The organism is Paenibacillus sp. lzh-N1 (assembly GCF_002872435.1).
Lineage (GTDB): Bacteria > Bacillota > Bacilli > Paenibacillales > Paenibacillaceae > Paenibacillus > Paenibacillus polymyxa_C.
On record NZ_CP025696.1, the window covers coordinates 1,674,694 to 1,691,442 of the forward strand.

Annotated in this window: 20 protein-coding genes and 1 riboswitch; of the genes, 2 read left to right on the top strand and 18 right to left on the bottom strand. The window is 45.8% G+C overall.

Annotated features, from left to right (window positions below):
• Positions 1-111: 111 nt before the first annotated feature.
• On the bottom strand, positions 112-342 hold the full coding sequence (locus C0638_RS07545; RefSeq protein ID WP_014599341.1) for an anti-sigma-F factor Fin: 231 nt from the start codon (positions 340-342) through the stop codon (positions 112-114).
• Between the two features lie 86 nt (positions 343-428).
• Positions 429-989 (bottom strand): aminoacyl-tRNA hydrolase, encoded by a 561-nt coding sequence (gene pth, locus C0638_RS07550; RefSeq protein WP_016818918.1) that lies wholly within the window; start codon positions 987-989, stop codon positions 429-431.
• A 75-nt stretch (positions 990-1,064) separates the two neighbouring features.
• Between pth and C0638_RS26030 the strand changes: the two genes are divergently transcribed.
• Entirely contained in the window at positions 1,065-1,265 is a 201-nt protein-coding gene (locus C0638_RS26030) for a hypothetical protein (RefSeq protein ID WP_013368676.1), read from the top strand.
• A 68-nt stretch (positions 1,266-1,333) separates the two neighbouring features.
• On the opposite strand, the gene C0638_RS07560 is transcribed toward C0638_RS26030, so the two are convergent.
• From C0638_RS07560 to C0638_RS07620, 13 genes are all read right to left on the bottom strand, one after another.
• Complete coding sequence (locus C0638_RS07560) at positions 1,334-2,287, bottom strand: ribose-phosphate diphosphokinase (protein ID WP_013308125.1); 954 nt, start codon at positions 2,285-2,287, stop codon at positions 1,334-1,336.
• Positions 2,288-2,346: 59 nt separating this feature from the next.
• On the bottom strand, positions 2,347-3,744 hold the full coding sequence (glmU, locus tag C0638_RS07565) for a bifunctional UDP-N-acetylglucosamine diphosphorylase/glucosamine-1-phosphate N-acetyltransferase GlmU (RefSeq protein WP_081317932.1): 1,398 nt from the start codon (positions 3,742-3,744) through the stop codon (positions 2,347-2,349).
• A 345-nt stretch (positions 3,745-4,089) separates the two neighbouring features.
• Positions 4,090-4,377 carry a septation regulator SpoVG gene (gene spoVG / locus C0638_RS07570; RefSeq protein WP_102163856.1) on the bottom strand — a complete coding sequence of 96 codons (288 nt, stop codon included), beginning with the start codon at positions 4,375-4,377 and terminating at the stop codon, positions 4,090-4,092.
• Between the two features lie 163 nt (positions 4,378-4,540).
• A complete protein-coding gene (gene purR / locus C0638_RS07575; protein ID WP_013368673.1) occupies positions 4,541-5,380 on the bottom strand; it encodes a pur operon repressor in 840 nt (279 codons plus the stop codon).
• Between the two features lie 181 nt (positions 5,381-5,561).
• Positions 5,562-6,416 (bottom strand): 4-(cytidine 5'-diphospho)-2-C-methyl-D-erythritol kinase, encoded by an 855-nt coding sequence (ispE, locus tag C0638_RS07580; RefSeq protein WP_025676573.1) that lies wholly within the window; start codon positions 6,414-6,416, stop codon positions 5,562-5,564.
• A gap of 144 nt (positions 6,417-6,560) precedes the next feature.
• Positions 6,561-6,740, bottom strand: a complete 180-nt coding sequence (locus C0638_RS07585; RefSeq protein WP_007428013.1) for a small, acid-soluble spore protein, alpha/beta type — start codon at positions 6,738-6,740, stop codon at positions 6,561-6,563.
• Between the two features lie 165 nt (positions 6,741-6,905).
• Positions 6,906-7,187 (bottom strand): biofilm formation stimulator Veg, encoded by a 282-nt coding sequence (gene veg / locus C0638_RS07590; protein ID WP_013308120.1) that lies wholly within the window; start codon positions 7,185-7,187, stop codon positions 6,906-6,908.
• A gap of 199 nt (positions 7,188-7,386) precedes the next feature.
• Complete coding sequence (yabG, locus tag C0638_RS07595; protein WP_014599339.1) at positions 7,387-8,283, bottom strand: sporulation peptidase YabG; 897 nt, start codon at positions 8,281-8,283, stop codon at positions 7,387-7,389.
• Positions 8,284-8,338: 55 nt separating this feature from the next.
• Positions 8,339-9,223, bottom strand: a complete 885-nt coding sequence (gene rsmA / locus C0638_RS07600; RefSeq protein ID WP_013368670.1) for a 16S rRNA (adenine(1518)-N(6)/adenine(1519)-N(6))-dimethyltransferase RsmA — start codon at positions 9,221-9,223, stop codon at positions 8,339-8,341.
• Between the two features lie 7 nt (positions 9,224-9,230).
• Positions 9,231-9,776, bottom strand: coding sequence for a ribonuclease M5 (gene rnmV, locus C0638_RS07605; RefSeq protein WP_013368669.1), 546 nt, complete (start codon positions 9,774-9,776; stop codon positions 9,231-9,233).
• A gap of 145 nt (positions 9,777-9,921) precedes the next feature.
• A complete protein-coding gene (locus C0638_RS07610; protein WP_058710674.1) occupies positions 9,922-11,070 on the bottom strand; it encodes a resuscitation-promoting factor in 1,149 nt (382 codons plus the stop codon).
• Positions 11,071-11,341: 271 nt separating this feature from the next.
• A riboswitch (cyclic di-AMP (ydaO/yuaA leader) is annotated at positions 11,342-11,622 on the bottom strand.
• A gap of 200 nt (positions 11,623-11,822) precedes the next feature.
• Positions 11,823-12,593 carry a TatD family hydrolase gene (locus C0638_RS07615; protein WP_082689622.1) on the bottom strand — a complete coding sequence of 257 codons (771 nt, stop codon included), beginning with the start codon at positions 12,591-12,593 and terminating at the stop codon, positions 11,823-11,825.
• A 42-nt stretch (positions 12,594-12,635) separates the two neighbouring features.
• A complete protein-coding gene (locus tag C0638_RS07620) occupies positions 12,636-13,919 on the bottom strand; it encodes an HD domain-containing protein (protein WP_025676582.1) in 1,284 nt (427 codons plus the stop codon).
• A 331-nt stretch (positions 13,920-14,250) separates the two neighbouring features.
• Here C0638_RS07620 and C0638_RS07625 point away from each other — a divergent pair, with 331 nt between their 5' ends.
• A complete protein-coding gene (locus tag C0638_RS07625; protein WP_007428005.1) occupies positions 14,251-14,505 on the top strand; it encodes an AbrB/MazE/SpoVT family DNA-binding domain-containing protein in 255 nt (84 codons plus the stop codon).
• A gap of 122 nt (positions 14,506-14,627) precedes the next feature.
• Here C0638_RS07625 and rsmI read toward each other — a convergent pair whose 3' ends face one another.
• From rsmI to yabA, 3 genes are all read right to left on the bottom strand, one after another.
• Positions 14,628-15,509: a 16S rRNA (cytidine(1402)-2'-O)-methyltransferase gene (rsmI, locus tag C0638_RS07630; RefSeq protein ID WP_025676583.1), complete on the bottom strand. Its 882-nt coding sequence runs from the start codon at positions 15,507-15,509 to the stop codon at positions 14,628-14,630.
• Positions 15,506-16,264 (bottom strand): tRNA1(Val) (adenine(37)-N6)-methyltransferase, encoded by a 759-nt coding sequence (locus C0638_RS07635; RefSeq protein WP_058710676.1) that lies wholly within the window; start codon positions 16,262-16,264, stop codon positions 15,506-15,508. The genes rsmI and C0638_RS07635 overlap by 4 nt, the downstream gene beginning before the upstream one ends.
• Positions 16,265-16,352: 88 nt before the next feature.
• The gene (gene yabA, locus C0638_RS07640; protein WP_013368663.1) at positions 16,353-16,727 is read right to left on the bottom strand and encodes a DNA replication initiation control protein YabA; all 375 of its coding nucleotides are present in this window, start codon (positions 16,725-16,727) and stop codon (positions 16,353-16,355) included.
• Positions 16,728-16,749: the final 22 nt, after the last annotated feature.

Consider the following 16,749-nt stretch of genomic DNA (forward strand, 5'->3'; position numbering starts at 1 on the left):
AAATAGTTACATGTAAACCGAAAAAGAAGCCTCAGCAATGCTGCCAAGGCTCCATAAGCGGAACTACCGCTTCACCTCTCAAGCTGGTACATCAGACCAGTTGAATACCTGTTATTGGAGCGGGTTTACGAGCAGACTCAGCTCCGGATTATTCTCCAGTGCCTGACTGCAATGCTCGCAAATGACTTTAACAGTCACTTCACCACCCGAATTATACGCTATTATATCTCTACGTTCAGCAGGGGTCAAGGAATGGAAGCCTAACCTTTCTTCGGTTATTACAGCGGAGTCAATTCGCCCTAAGAAAGTTCGACAATGTCTGCATACATAATTAACAACCATGTAATGTATATGCCTCCTGAAAGTTTTCTATACCTTTCAGTATGTCCAACAATCTTCCATTTAAGCCCGTCTACCTGCGTCAGAGCTTACTTGTTGAATTCAGCCATCGTCCGCTCAAACGGATGATTCAAGCTGTATTCTAAAGCGTTGCACGTATCTTCTATCATTCCGGTCAATAGTTCCTTTTCCTTCTTTGGAAAGGTGCCCAGAACATAATCGACAATAGCATGTCCAGGCTCTGGACGGGAAATGCCCATACGAATCCGGTTGAAGGACTGCGTCCCTGTATGCTGAATGATCGATTTAATGCCATTATGACCGCCTGCGCTACCTTGATAACGCAGTCTTATTTTACCGACCTCTGTATCCAGATCATCGTACACGACAATCAGATCTTCCATATCTGCCTTATAGTAGTCCATATATGCACGTAGAGACTCGCCTGAGAGATTCATATATGTCATAGGCTTAATCAGTACCGTTTTCACGCCACCAATGTGCCCCTCACCAATCAACGCCTTACATTTGCTTTGGGTAATCTGGATATTATGGCGTGAGGCAAGTGCATCTAAGGCCATAAATCCGACATTATGTCTCGTTTTCTCGTATTGGGGACCGGGGTTGCCCAATCCTACAATCCACTTCATTAACCTTGACACCCTCTTTCGAAGTCTTGATTTTTTGGTAAAATAGTTGTAGTGAACAGGAAGGTGCGTGCCGATATGCTCAATCAAGGTGATATCCTCTTATATGACAGCCATTTTCTATATCATTTAAAACATTCCGTTCCTGTCCAAATTTATGACGGGAATGTACATGTTCAAATTGGCATCGTTGCGCGTTTTAATGAGCATTTCGTCGAAATCGAGGACACACTATACAATCGTCAACGCTTCACATTCATATCTCGGCCAGGCTTTTAGCCTGACATGCTGATAGGGGTTACCTTTTCCATATGGAAAAAGCAACCCCTTTTTTAATGAGCCAGTGCTTATTCGATTTCAAACAGTTTGCTGATCGACAATTCTTCATGCACACGGATGATGGCTTCTCCCATTAATGGAGCCACAGACAGTACCTTCAGCTTGCTTGTCGGATTTGGGTGAACGATCGGGATTGTATCCGTCACAACCACCTCTTTTAATGGCGAATTCTCCAGTCTTTCCATCGCAGGACCAGACAGCACGGCATGTGTGCAACATGCATACACATCTTTTACGCCGCCTTCTTTAAGCGCATTTGCACCCAATACAATCGTTCCGGCTGTATCAATGATATCATCAATTAAAATAGCCGTCTTACCCTCAATGTTCCCGATGATATTCATCACTTCACTGACATTTGGCTCTGGACGACGCTTATCAATAATAGCGAGCGGCGCACTCAGGAAGTCCGCCAGCTTGCGCGCGCGAACAACCCCACCATGGTCGGGTGAAACAACAATCGGGTTCTCAATTTGTTTGGAACGGAAATATTGGGCCAGAATTGGCGCTCCCAGCATATGATCCACTGGAATATCAAAGAATCCCTGAATCTGCATCGCATGCAAATCCATACTGATTACGCGGTGAGCTCCCGCTTTTTCAATCAAGTTAGCGACAAGTTTCGCTGTAATCGGATCACGTGAACGAGCCTTACGATCCTGACGAGCATAACCGTAATATGGCATAACAACATTGATACTTTTGGCAGAAGCACGTTTAAGTGCATCAATCATAACCAATAACTCCATCAAGTTGTCGTTAACTGGCAGACAAGTGGACTGTACAATATACACATGGCAGCCGCGAACACTTTCCGACAGCTTAACCTGAATTTCACCGTCACTAAACGATGTGGTATGGGATTCCCCCATTGGGATTCCGATGTAGTCCGCAATCTGGTGGGCTAACTTCGGATTGGAGTTACAAGTAAATATTTTGAGTTTGGAATCGCAATAAGTCATTAATAGAAACCCTCCGTGCTGGTTCATTCATTACAGATTCAACAGCTTGCTGATTAAGGTCATTCCGATCTTTTTTTCTTTGCTTTGGCACGCGCGCGGATTTTGTCCGCATATCCGGCTTTGTTCTCTTGACGTGGTCTGGCAATGGCCAGATCGTTATCAGGGACAGCATGTGTTACAGTGGAGCCTGCGACAACATAGGCACCTTTTCCAATCTTAATTGGGGCAATCAGATTCACATTGCTGCCAACAAAGGCATCATCTTCAATTTCTGTAATGGATTTATTATATCCATCATAATTGACCGTTATTGCCCCGCAGCCAATATTTACGTTTGTACCCACCTTGGCATCACCGACATAGCTCAAATGAGACACCTTGGAATGATCTCCAATAGTCGCATTTTTCACCTCTACAAAATCACCAATCTTCACATGTTCGCCAAGCTTCGCGCCTGGACGCAGATAAGCAAACGGCCCTACAGATGTACTGCTTCCCACTTCCGCTTCGTTCAACACCGAATGTTTCACTGTTGCCCCTGAGTGGATAACCGTATTCTGGATCTCTGCCTGCGGACCAATCACACAATCTTCTCCGATTTGTGTTTGACCATGCAGCCATGTATTTGGGTACAATACTGTATCGGAACCAATGACAACATCGCTCCCGATGTAGGTAGAAGACGGATCAATGACGGTGACACCATTCAGCATATGTTTGCGAACAATACGCTCGCGCATATAACCTTCAGCAACCGACAAAGCAACTCTGTCGTTTACACCGATAGATTCCGACACGTCATTGGTCAAATACGCCTCAACCTGCTCACCTTCGCCATGCAAAATACCAATGACATCGGTCAGGTAGTATTCCTGCTGTGCATTGGTGTTCGTTACCTTGTCCAGCGCTGCAAATAACTTGGCATTGTCAAAGCAATACGTGCCTGTGTTAATCTCACAGACAGCATCTTCCTCAGGTGAACAATCCTTCTGTTCCACGATCTTAAGCACGGCCCCGGAAGTATCACGGATAACTCGTCCATATCCTTTCGGGTTGTCCAACTCAGCGGTCAGAATTGTTGCTGCCGCTCCGCGGCTTTCGTGCAGTTGCACCAAACCTTCCAGCGTTTCCGCTGTGATCAACGGAGTATCTCCACAAATGACAATTGTGGTGCCCTGTTCCTGGCCGAGCAGGTCCTTGGCTTGCTTGACAGCATGACCCGTTCCCAGCTGCTCTGCCTGAAGCGCATATTCTGCCGACGGTCCCAAATAAGACTGTACCGCCTCTGCTCCGTGACCCACGACGACTACACTTCGGGACACACCGATTTCACGAACCGTGTCGAGCACATGTCCGACCATCGGTTTTCCGCACACCGGATGCAGAACTTTATATAATTTGGATTTCATACGTTTTCCCTGCCCTGCGGCAAGAATGACTGCCAACCTTTCCAACAAGTCCAACCTCCTATCCTGAAAATAACAGTTACCCCTTGGCTAAAACGTTAATTCCCAGATCAGATTTTGCTTAACTTTTCACAATCCTCCTGAAAAATAACGGCGAACCTTTGGTTAATGGCTATTTTTTCAGGCCAGCTTGTGCTGGACGTTCATCCCCGGGACGCATCGCTGCCTAGTCCCTGTCTTATGAAAAAGCCGCTTCGGCAGCCCGGATGGCTCCAAGTTGCCTTAAAACTGACTGTTAACTCACTAAAGAATATATCTCATTCCAGACAAAAAGAAAAGAGAGCCACAGTTAGTGGCTCTCTTTTTCTTTTATACCCCAATCCTGCTTTAGGCGAATTAAGCGCCTTCTTCAATAGCAACTTCTTCATCAACAGCTGCACGTTCGTACTCAGTCAATACAGCAGCTTGAATCTTTTCACGGGTTCCTGAAGATATCGGGTGAGCGATATCGCGAAACTCTCCGTCAGGGGTTCGTTTGCTTGGCATAGCTACGAACATCCCGTTATTACCGTCGATAACTCGGATGTCATGGACAACAAACTCGTTATCAATTGTAATGGATGCAATCGCCTTCATTCTTCCTTCTGAGTTCACTCGGCGGAGTCTAGCATCCGTAATCTGCATGTGTGTTTCACCACCTTTTTCCAAATAGGACTTGGTGTATACATTCCACACAGCATTTCGAATTCCTTCTTTTTTTGGACAATTCGTATCCTAAATTCAGGTAATTTTTTTGAAAAGATTTCTTTTCGACATATTTAGGTATTTTATGATGAATTGTGACAATTTACTGCCCCGTTAACTCATCAAAATAATTCCCTAGCTTGACTGTTATTTGCTTGCTTCGAGAATCGACTGCAGTCAGATTTGCCAGTGAAATATAATCGTGCAACAGGCGCTCTTCATTCTCCACCTCGCCCGACTCTACCAGCACACCGACACCAGCTACCTCAGCATCAAACTCTGCTAACAAGTCGACCATTCCTTGTATCGTGCCGCCAGCCTTCATAAAGTCATCTACAATGAGCACACGCGATTTCTCACGCATTGCACGTCTGGATAAAGACATCGTATGAAGGCTCTTTTGTGATCCAGAAACATAATTTATACTTACAGCTGAGCCTTCTGTCACCTGATGGTCCCGCCGTACAAGCACGACTGGCAAATTAAGCTGTGCTCCGGTTGCATATGCGAGCGGAATGCCCTTCGTCTCCACGGTCATAACCACATCAATCTGACGATCGGCAAAAGCGGTCGCAAATATTTTACCCGCTTCGTTCATCATCGCTGGTTGGCCCAGCAAATCGGACAGATACAGGTACCCTCCCGGTAATATGCGATCAGGCTGCTCCAGCTGCGCGCACAAGTCGTTCGCAAACGCAAGCGCATGTTGCTTGGAGAGCCTAGGGATCAGCTTGACGCCCCCTGCCGCTCCCGCCAGTGTCAGAAGCTCGCCAGTACCCTCGTCCTCAAATACTTCTTTGATAATAGCCAGATCCTCGCTTATCGACGACTTAGCTGCCCCGTATCGATCTGCAAAATGAGTAAGAGGCACCAATGTATGCGGCCGTGACAATAAAAATTGCGTCATTTCCACCAATCGTGAGCTTCTTTTAAGTTTTTTCACAACAATTCCTCGCGATCTATTCTCCTGCCGCCCGCTTCGTACAATAAAGCACCGGCGGACTGGCCGGTTGCTGGCGGAATGTAAGTGATGTAGTAAAATCCGAATATTTAATAGTAAATATATCATCTTCGTACGTATTTGTACAACAATTGCCACTATAATATGAAAAAAATATCTAAAATCAGGTCAAAAGTCGTACTGCGTAAACATCTTTGCAAAAGCCTCTTAGTCCGTTATAGATCCGTGGCACTTTGGCTTCCTTCGATACCAGTCCGAACACTGTAGGTCCGCTACCTGACATCAGCACCCCATCAGCTCCTAAACGGATCATGGAGTTTTTAAGATGCTCCACTTCTGGATACAGCTTTAATGTAACATCCTCCAGTACATTCCCCAGGGCATTGCATACATCGGTAAAAGAAGCATTACGAATCGCCTGCTCCATCTGCCGGGCAGACGGGTGGTGCGTAATCTGATCCGCTTTGACACGACCATACACTTCAGCTGTCGATACATTAATCGGCGGCTTGGCGAGGATCACCCAGCATTGTGGCGGATTCGGCAGTGGTTTAAGCAGTTCTCCACGTCCGCTCGCTAAAGCTGTGCCCCCTGTAATACAGAAAGGTACGTCTGAACCCAATTCAGCACCCAGTACCCTTAATTCCGCATCCGAGATACCAAGTTTCCACAGCTTGTTCAGCCCACGCAATGCTGCGGCAGCATCGCTGCTTCCGCCTGCTAATCCTGCAGCCACCGGGATATGCTTATCCAGATGGATATGGACGCCTGTAGACACGTTATAACGTTCTTTGATCAGACGCGCAGCCTGAAAAGCCAAGTTCTTTTCATCTAACGGTATGTACCCGGCTTGGCTTGAAATAATAATGGTATCACGCGGTAACTCGGACATCGTCAATCGGTCGGATAGATCGACCATAGTCATAATCATTTCGACCTCGTGATAACCATCGTCCCGCTTACGTAGAACATCAAGCATTAAATTAATTTTCGCCGGTGCTTTTTCATATATTTTCAAGGCGTTCACCCACCTTCAACTTTTCCCTCAAGACAGCTTAACATATTATATCAGACTCAGCCTGTCAAGTCATGAGGTTCAAAAAAGCGGAGATGCCCCGGTATGACCCCGGATATCCCCGCTTTTTATCAGCACCACCGATGGCTACGATTTGCGAGAAGCCGCCTGCTCTGCAAGCTGAATGGCCCGCTTGACCATATTGCCCGCATCCTTGGCTTTAATGCCTCCCCAGCCTTCTTCCTTAACCGTGTCGTAAAACCCAAGATCTTTGGCCAGTTCATACTTCAGCTCTTCCGACATAACACTCCGTCTTCTTCGGCTCATGCATACGCCCCCTTCGGCAATGGAATAAGGAAGATCATTCCCGACTTAGTATGTGCAGAGATATCATGCTTCATCCTGCTCTGTAAATACAAAACGACCCCGTCACTAAAAATGACGAGGTCGCCGTTAAACCTGCAAAGCTGGTATAAATCACGTAAAAAAGAATTAAGGTGTTTCGAAATATTCGACTACACTTGTGTGGGAGTCGGGATCATATACACTGACCTCCACCGACTCGGTAAGAATGTCAGCATAGCTGTAGGAGACACGTTTAAACGTCTGTTGCTCCTGATCCAGCTTGACAATAAAAACAGAAGGGTACGTTTCTTCCAAGACACCAGTTCGTTCGACGGTCTTACGGCGTCCGCCGTTAGCCCGCAGCAAAATTTTTTGCCCTACATGTGCGTCGAGACTGCGTTTGATTTCCAACAGCGTATTTTTAGCCATTGCCTAACGACCACCTCTTTCCTTGTCCATTATAACGAATTTTAGAGGGATTGTCAAATCAAGCTAAATATTATAACAACACGAAAAATAAGTTGTCAATTTAATTTTTTGCGAACAGGAATAATATGCATAAAAAATGACAAAAAGCCTCTAAAAAGAGGCTTTTGTTCAGATATATCCTATCGGGCACATTTGAATTTCAGATCGCTGAAGGCGTTACTTTAAGCGTTGACAAATTTTCAAGCTTCGGCAAACCGATGCGGTAGCTTCCCCTTGTTTCAATTCCACCCACTCCGCGGCTGCCACTGATGGTCTGATGAAATAAGTCTCCCATATTGACTGTATCACGGATTGAAGTAAATGCGGCCTTGGCAGCCACGTAAACGGGGTCCAGAGCGTGAATCAGGATACGCCCTGGGGAGCTGGCAAAATTGGCTCCCGCACGTAGCAGCGCCTCAAAATGGGACTGGCATGCCCCCGCTACAATTGTCAGTGAATCCAGATGACGCTCATATTGTCTGGCTACCTGAATCGCTGCCACAAAATTTTGTGAATTCTTGTAGCTTTTCAAGCTGTACAAATCGTAAGGTTGCGGCTGCTTCAGCACACCATCATGTCCGGTGATGACTACAATATCAGGACGAATGCGGGGAAGCAGTCGATATAACGTATCCGCCATTGCCGATTCGTGAACGTGATGTCCCTCAGCGGGAACACGGAGCTGTTCATATAAACTGAGACATTTTCTTAAATAGCCGGGATCTCCATCCAGATGAAGAACCTTTCCTGGCATTTCAAAATACGTCGACTCTACCGGATCACTCCACTCTCCAATCAGAGCCGCCTGGCTACGGGCAGCTTGCTGCTGGCGTGCCCGTTGCAAAAGATTAAGAGACTCCCCGGCCTTAATGTGGGCCTGTTGAGTCTTACCGCTAATCTGGTCTGCAGGCACTCTGACCAGATCGTTCACCGGGGAATCGGCCAGTAGCCGAAATTCCGTCCCCTTAATGATCGCTTTATCCCGCTGGATGTCTTCAACGCGAAACGTGACATCACCGCCGTACGATTTCCGAACGACCAAGTCTCCTAAACTCATCACACTGTATCACCCCTCCTATATCGTATGGGTGAATGCACAGTTTGGTTCCAACTTAGGATATACCAGCCTCCAATAGCACGGCGCTCAGACGCGCAAATTCCTCGATACTCAGCGTTTCCCCTCGACGGGAGGGCTCAATATCAGCTTGTTGCAACAGCGGCTCCAGCGTGTCCCTGTTCTCTTTGGTGAAGAAGCGGCTTTTCAGGTTATTTGAAATGGTTTTACGACGTTGGGCAAAAGCGGCATGAACCACTTCAAAAAAGTGTTTCTCGTCCACCACTTCCACCGGAGGGACTTCTCGTACACGCAGCCGAATAACTGCCGAATCAACATTCGGCTGAGGAATAAATACTGTATTCGGCACCGTACAGACTAACTCAGGCTCGCTGTAATATTGCACGGCTATGCTTAAGCTGCCGTAATCCTTCGTACCAGGAGACGCAGCCATGCGCTCAGCTACCTCCTTTTGAATCATAACGACGATATTCTCCAAAGGAAGCTTGTCCTCCAGTAGACGCATCAGAATCGGTGTAGTGACGTAATACGGCAGATTAGCGACGACACTCACTTTGCTCACGTCTGCAAAGTCAGCTGCAAACACTTCACGCAAATCCAGCTTTAACACGTCTCCATGGCGAACCTTTACATGCTCGTAAGGGGCCAGCACTTCTTCAAGAATGGGCAACAGCCGCTGGTCAATCTCAACAGCGGTAACTGCCTTAGCGGATTGCGCCAACTTCTCGGTCAAAGCTCCAATGCCCGGACCGATCTCAAGTGCGCCCTTTGTATCATCCAATCCGGCAGCATTTACGATCTTGCTCAGAATATTTTGATCAATCAGAAAGTTTTGTCCCAGACTCTTTTTGAACGAAAAACCGTGCCTTTGAATAATTTCCTTCGTACGCCGCGGTGTTGCTATATCTTGAATCCCTGTCATACGGATATCACAATCCTTCACTTTCGATTTGTGCCAGCGCACTGGCAAATTCCTCACGACTGATCTGAAATACAGAGAGCCGCTTATGTAGCTGCTTTCCGTTACAATAGCCAATACCCAGTACATTCCCCAAGGCCATACGGCGTGCAGCAGCATTGGGGTGAGTAATAAGTCCAGCGTCAATCAGGTCCGCCATTTCAATCAGCGGTTCGGCGCCTTCCACTGTCGTATGTACCCGCGCGAGAGCGTGTCTGATGGCTTCCGGGGAGGCATTCTCCACGCCAATATCCCCTTTGCGTGTCGCCTCTGCCTCAGGTATAAAAGCCTGCTTGCAGCCGGGGACCTTGGAGGCGATAATTTTACGGATACGCTCCCCTGCATGATCGGGATCAGTTAAAATAATGACCCCCCGCCGTTCCTGCGCCAATGCAATTTTCCGCAGCGTCATTTTATTAATGGCTGAACCGCCAGTTTCTATCGTATCTGCTTCGACAGCACGGCGAATGGCTACCGTATCATCCCGGCCTTCCACCACGATCACTTCCTTGATCATCTTCGTTTCCCTCCACTGCTACACAGCAACATATATTATCTTTCCCTGCTTTTGAAAACAAAATAAGAAGAGGATATCCTCTTCTTAGCATGGCATAACTATGTTGTTAATACTATCGCATTGTCCTCAACATACACAACCTGTTTTAGTTGATTTCCGGCTTTACAGGTCCGATAACATATACGGTTTTACCGTGCTTACGACCAAATTGGTTAGCCCGGCTTAAACTCTCATAATACACATCGATTTTGTGGCCTTTAATCGCGCCACCGGTATCCTCCGCACGGCGGAAGCCTACCCCTTCAATATACACCCACCAGCCGATGGGAATTACATTCGGATCGACAGCGATGGTGCGTCCTTCCGTGACACGCGTGCCGGAGGCGGTACGTGTACCGATACCTGGCTCCTGGGCAGAGTACGCCGTCATGGAGACATTTTGTAAAACTTTTTTATAATTAAAATTAATACCTGCTTTACGGACAGCACTGCCCGAACTAACCTTTGTAGCCTTAACCGCATCTTTAGGGCCGATGGAAGCAGCTAGAACGACCGGTTTTTTCTTAGTCCCTACCGCAATTACCTTATCCACACGATTTTGTGCGACTTCCTTGTTGACCAGCTGTTTGGACACCAATTTTCCATCATGGTATACCTTTTGAACATGCTGGACTACCACACCCGATTTGCCACTTTGAATGACTCGATTATCGCCTTTATAGAGACTTGGATCTGCCGTTTTGATGACCTGATAAGGCACTTGTTTTTTCTGTTCGACCTGCTGTTTCTTTACACGGACGATTTTTATGTCCATGTTAGATGAAACAGAGGCATCCAACGCAGGGTAAACTTTATCCGTTGATGATAATTTATAGCCCGAAGTGCGAATGGCACCCTCTACTGTATTTTCTGTTGTGTACAGCTTTTTCGTCTCATTGCCTGAGGATACTTTAACCTGATTGGCACGTTTAATGACTACGCGATCCCCATCCTGTACTGCCCCGTTTAGCGGCATGGAAATTGTATCATGCGGCTGAAGTGAAATAGAATGCTCATTGAGCAAATCTTGGAGCTTGGATTCCCGGGTTTCTACCGCAGATGCCTTACCATCGATGACAAAAAAGACTTGTTTTTTAGATTGCGTGTACATCAGAATTGAAATCATAATCGTTAGTGCGATTAGAAAAATAGCAACCAAAGCAGCCTGGCGCACATTCTCTTGCTTCCAACGTAATACGTAAGACATGCTGGATGAGCGTGACTCATGGGTCTCCTCTTTTCGGAAAATGCCCATTTCCTCCGTCCTCCTTACATAGCCCGCCGTCTGGAGTAAGACATAGTTGATCGTTGACGTGACTATAACAGATTTTCTACAAGACAAGCCCGTACTGCGACTGTCCTGCACCATGTACCCGTCTTCGCGGCATGCTGTCCTCCCCTGTTTAACCACAGTATGATGACAGATTTTCTTTTATTCACAACAAAAAAAGCCAAAGAAAGAGACTAGAGAGCTCTTTCGTGGCTTCCGACATGTGTGAATATGCGGGAAAACTCATGCACGAGATGGCTTCTCTCTTGTTACGCTTACGGGGTTAGCTGTCGGGTTCGGACGTAGAGAGTCGCCCTAGCTTAGGTCAACCGCTCATGGCGGTCGCCTTCACATTCACCCCGAAGACCCAGAAAGAAATCGAAATACGGCTTCTCTACCTGTTCAATCCCATCCAGGAAATGAATTTCGGTCGAGCCGGCTACTGAAGAGATAATATCTCTTGCACATACGCCGGACGTACTGTAAGCCATATCGGTTCCCCCGTTCCCTGTAAAAGGGACTCAGCGAGACTGGTTCATGAAATGATTTGTTGATGTTTACACTCAACAACAATTCACTGAAAAGATGATATCCTGTTTCCATGCATGTTGTAAAGCAGGTTTCAAGTACATTTTTCAAAATATTCGGTTAAAAAATTGTAATATTCTCGAGTTTCCTGCAACAAAATCATAATTAGCTCCGTCTATCTCTTTATTTTGATTGATTTTTTCGCTTTTTCACTGAATGTCAAATCGTTCCAAGGCATTTTGGGTCGTAATGGATACCAATTCCTCCACCGTAATTCCCATAATTTGGGCGGCTGCCTCTGCTACCAATCTCACATGTGCCGACTCATTTCGCTTCCCACGAAACGGATGAGGCGTCAAGTAAGGCGCGTCCGTTTCAATAAGCAGACGGTCCAACGGTACCTGGGCCAGCACCTCTTTTGGCTGCTTGGCATTTTTGAACGTTATGGGCCCGCCGAAGGAAAGGTGGAAACCCATATCCAGCACCATTTTAGCTGTCTCCCAACTCCCAGAAAAGGAGTGCATGACTCCGCCAATCTCGCCCGCCTTTTCCTCACGTAAAATCCTCACAATATCTTCATGTGCATCCCGGTTATGGATAACAATTGGCATGTTGAGCTCACGTGCCAGGCCAATTTGATTTCGAAGTACCCGCTGCTGCACATCCTTTGGTGATGTATCCCAATAATAATCCAGACCGATCTCTCCGATCGCTACAACCTTTTTATGACTGCATAACGATGCAATCCATTCTAAATCACCCTCCTGCATTGTAATGGCATCCTGCGGATGCCATCCAACGGCTGCATAAATAAAATCATACGTCTCAGCCAGCTTCATGGTGGATGGAATGGTCTCACGATTAAATCCGATATTGATCATCCGTGTTACTCCTGATTCGACAGCACGTGCTATAACTTCTTCACGGTCTTCATCAAATTGTGGCGCATCTAGGTGAGTATGAGTGTCGAATAAATCCAAGGTTTTCATCTCCTTTTCTTACTTACATTTCTATATATTTGTCTATTGTTTGACAAAATAATTCCTTATTTCGGCAGGAAGCCTTTCTTTTACCCCGTTCAATTTATTCTGGGGAAAATACATGTGATATTTTCCTCGGTGAATGCCACTTATTGAGCGTACAATTTCTGAAACTTCGGATATTTCCCGCACCTCGCCCTGACGTCCAAGCAGTAAAATCTGGTTGTCCGTTGAACCGCCCTGCCGAAACACATCATAAGGAAGATCTGTCGGAAAATCAATTTCAAGATCATATTCAGGATGCAAGCCAGCCTTTTCCAAAGCCTCTCGAATATGGTCAACGGTATCTGTATCCATATTTTCAATCTCTACATATTTATACAATCTACGATCCATAAAACGGCTGCTCAAATCACTTAAAATTTCGTCCTTTTCTCGTTTCCATTGGCTAAATACCGTCTGAATCAAAGACTCATCCAGCATCAAATACTGCTCCACTGTTAGCTCTCCCTTTAATAGATCGGGCAGCGGATCCAACAGAAAACCAAACTCATATCCGTTTTTGAACAATTCCTTAGCTCTCTTGAAAATTTTACGTAACAGGATTTCTGAGCTGCGTGTTACAGGATGGAAATAAATTTGCCAGTACATCTGATAGCGTGACATTAGATAATCCTCTACTGCATGCATACCCGACTCTTTTACGACAATTCTCCCATTGTGGGGACGCAGCAAACGTAAAATACGATCCAAATCAATTGTTCCGTAGTTAACACCTGTTGAATGAGCATCCCGCAACAAATAATCCATACGGTCAGCATCCAGCGGGCTTGTTACCAAGTTGACAACAATCGGCTTATCATACGTTTTGGCTATAACCGCCGCGACCTTGTGGGGCAACATCTCATCAACTTGCCGTAGCACAGCGTTGATCTTCGTGTCCCCCAGTACAATGCGGCATGTCCAATCCTCATGGTTCATATGAAAGGCTTCTTCAATTGAATGAGAAAATGGACCGTGCCCCACATCGTGCAACAAAGCGGCACACAGAGCAATCAGTCTTTCTTCCTTGGGCCAGTCGGGAAAATCTCCACGTTCAAATTGAGAAATAATACGTCTCGTAATCTCATATACGCCCAGTGAATGTGAAAACCGGCTGTGCTCCGCTCCATGAAACGTAAGATAAGATGTGCCTAACTGCCGAATGCGTCGTAACCGTTGGAACTCCGGCGTATTGATCAATCGCCATATCACAGTATCCTGAACATGGATGTAATTATGTACCGGGTCCTTAAAAACTTTTTCTTCACTGAGTGGCTGGTGCAAGATATCAGCTCCTTTAATATTCGGAATAATGGATTAAAATACAATAAAATCCTAAACGCCCTCCCTTATTCGACATCGTTTGTCGTATTTTGTCGAATTATCACTTTTCGACATTTCCAAATCGACACACAAGACAAATCATTCGTAAAATAAGGTAATTCACATGAATAAAGCTCTTTGTTCTAAATACTTTTGCATAATTAGGCTGTTACTACTTTTTTAAGGTTGACTGTTTTGGGAATCGTTGGTATAGTAAATATCAGAAAAGAGAAAATTTTGTCGAATCATGACACTTATATTATTTTAAACGGCGAGAGGAGCCTGATTTATTATGATGAAATCCACTGGTATTGTAAGAAAAGTTGACGAGCTCGGACGTGTTGTTATTCCAATCGAATTGCGCCGTACCCTGGGAATCGGAGAGAAAGACGCTTTGGAAATTTACGTTGATGGCGAGCGCATCATGCTTAAAAAATACGAGCCTGCTTGTATCTTCTGCGGCAATGCTGAGAACGTAATTTACTTCAAAGGGAAAATTGTTTGCCAAGATTGCATTTCTGAAATCCCAACACCTGTGACAAACTGAGAATTTTAGTATATAATAGACTTATCAGAGAGTTAATTCTAACCTTTTTCATATATACTCCTTGTTGCCTTCCACGGTTTGAACCCAACCGTTGGAAGGCCCTTTTTTGTTTAGACACGTATTCATAAGAGTGCGTTGTACACGTCCCTCTTGGAAATTGAACGGTCTGTGGCTGTACGTTTCATGGCATCCTTGCGAGTAAGCCCCTCTGACTCGTAATGCGCGACATGAGACTCCAAAGATAAGTCCTGCCACCATGCCTGCCGCTCCTGTTCTTCTTCCTCTTCGTTTTTCCCCTCAACGATTAGACAGTATTCACCAAGCGGCGGATTTTCCTCTAATTTTGCAAGACACTGCTCCACCGTTCCACGCACCCATTCCTCATGCAGCTTGGTCAGCTCACGGGCAAGCACCACTTTGCGTGATCCTAATGTTTCCTTTAATACTGTCAATGTCCTTACAATACGGTGAGGCGATTCATAAAAAAGAATTGTGCCATGGGATACCCGAAATGATAGCAATAACTTCTCTAGATCCTTTTTCTCCCTTGGTGGGAAACCGGCGAAGGTAAACCTCTCTGTATCCAGTCCTGAGGCAATTAAAGCCGATAGTGCCGCATTTGCCCCTGGGATAGGAATAACACTGATTTCTGCTTCAAGTGCCAGCTTGACCAGATCCGAACCAGGATCAGAAATGGCCGGTAGACCTGCATCGCTAACCAGTGCCAAATTTTTTCCTTCTATTATATAACGTATCAGTTCAGGCCCACTGGCAGCCTTATTATGTTCATGATAACTGAAGAGCATTTCCGGCGTGATGTCGAAATGTGTGAGCAGTTTGCGTGTCTGTCGCGTATCCTCGGCAGCGATAATATTACATGACTTTAGGGTGTTAATTGCCCTAAAGGTCATATCATCCAGATTGCCAATCGGTGTGGCAACGAGATATAACTTTCCCCGTTCCTCTTCACGGTTACTAAAGCTTTTTTGTACAGCTGCTGTCACACTGAATCCTCCTTACTTACTTCTCCATAGATTTCTCTTATTTCCTGAGTATAGTTCCCATCTTCCTGATATACAATGAGTGGGGGTAATAGGCGAACCTCCGGTTTGCCGTCACGCATCGCTTCAATAAGTACCATATTCGCTTCCATATGAATCCGTGGGTGAACAAAACGTATCCGCTTGGGTTCCAGGCTATAACTGCGCATCAAGGATATAATCTCAGCCAGCCGCTGTGGGCGGTGAACCATTGATACTTTCCCCCCATTTCGGACAAGCCGAGAACATGCCTGAATGACTTCTTCCAGTGTACAGTTCACTTCATGACGCGCAATGGCCTGGTGAGGGTTCAGCTTGATATCGCTACCATTTAGCGGCATATAGGGAGGATTCACAGTAATTGCATCATACGCGCCATGTCCCGTGATTTGAACCAGTTCACGCAAGTCTCCTTCCCGAATCTCAATCGCATCTTCTAATCCATTCAAACTCACGCTCCGTCTAGCCATATCTGCCAGGCGTGGTTGAATCTCAATTCCTTCAATAGATGCTTTGGTGCGTGTCGTCAACAGTATGGGAACAACCCCATTGCCCGTACACAAATCGAGAATCTTCCCACGCTGAAGCGGAATACCTGCAAACCGTGCCAGCAAGACCGCATCCATCGAAAAGCTGAACACTTCATCACTTTGGATAATACGCAGATTATGTGAAAGCAGATCATCAATTCGTTCAGACTTCTTTTCATTTTCGTACATAATGCTCTCCCATCCTATAACCTAAATCGCTTTTTACTCATACTTCCTTACAAAAAAGCCGTAGGCATCTTGCTCCTACGGCTTGTTTTTATTTATTCAAAAATGACAGACAGAAGAGGCAATCGCCTTCTGTTCGCAAATGTCCGTAATACACGTTGCATATATGAAATCCTTCATGATACAGCCTTGCCAGATTGTCGTAGCCTTCGCCCACGACCTCACCCGTTTCCTCTTCATCCTTAACGACGATCGGAGGAGGAAGTTTCGGCTTGCTTGCCGTCTTTTCTTCTCCAGAGGTTTCACGTTTGAGCATCTTGCGCACCTGTTCGTTTTCAATCGTTAGTCGTTGATTTTCCTCCAGCAGCTCTTTTACTGCCAGTTTCAATTCACCCAGATCGCTATGCAACTGTCCCATTTGGGTTTCCATTTCGTGAATACGCGCAAAAACATTTAATTTATCCAAGTTTCCACCCCGAAGCAACCTA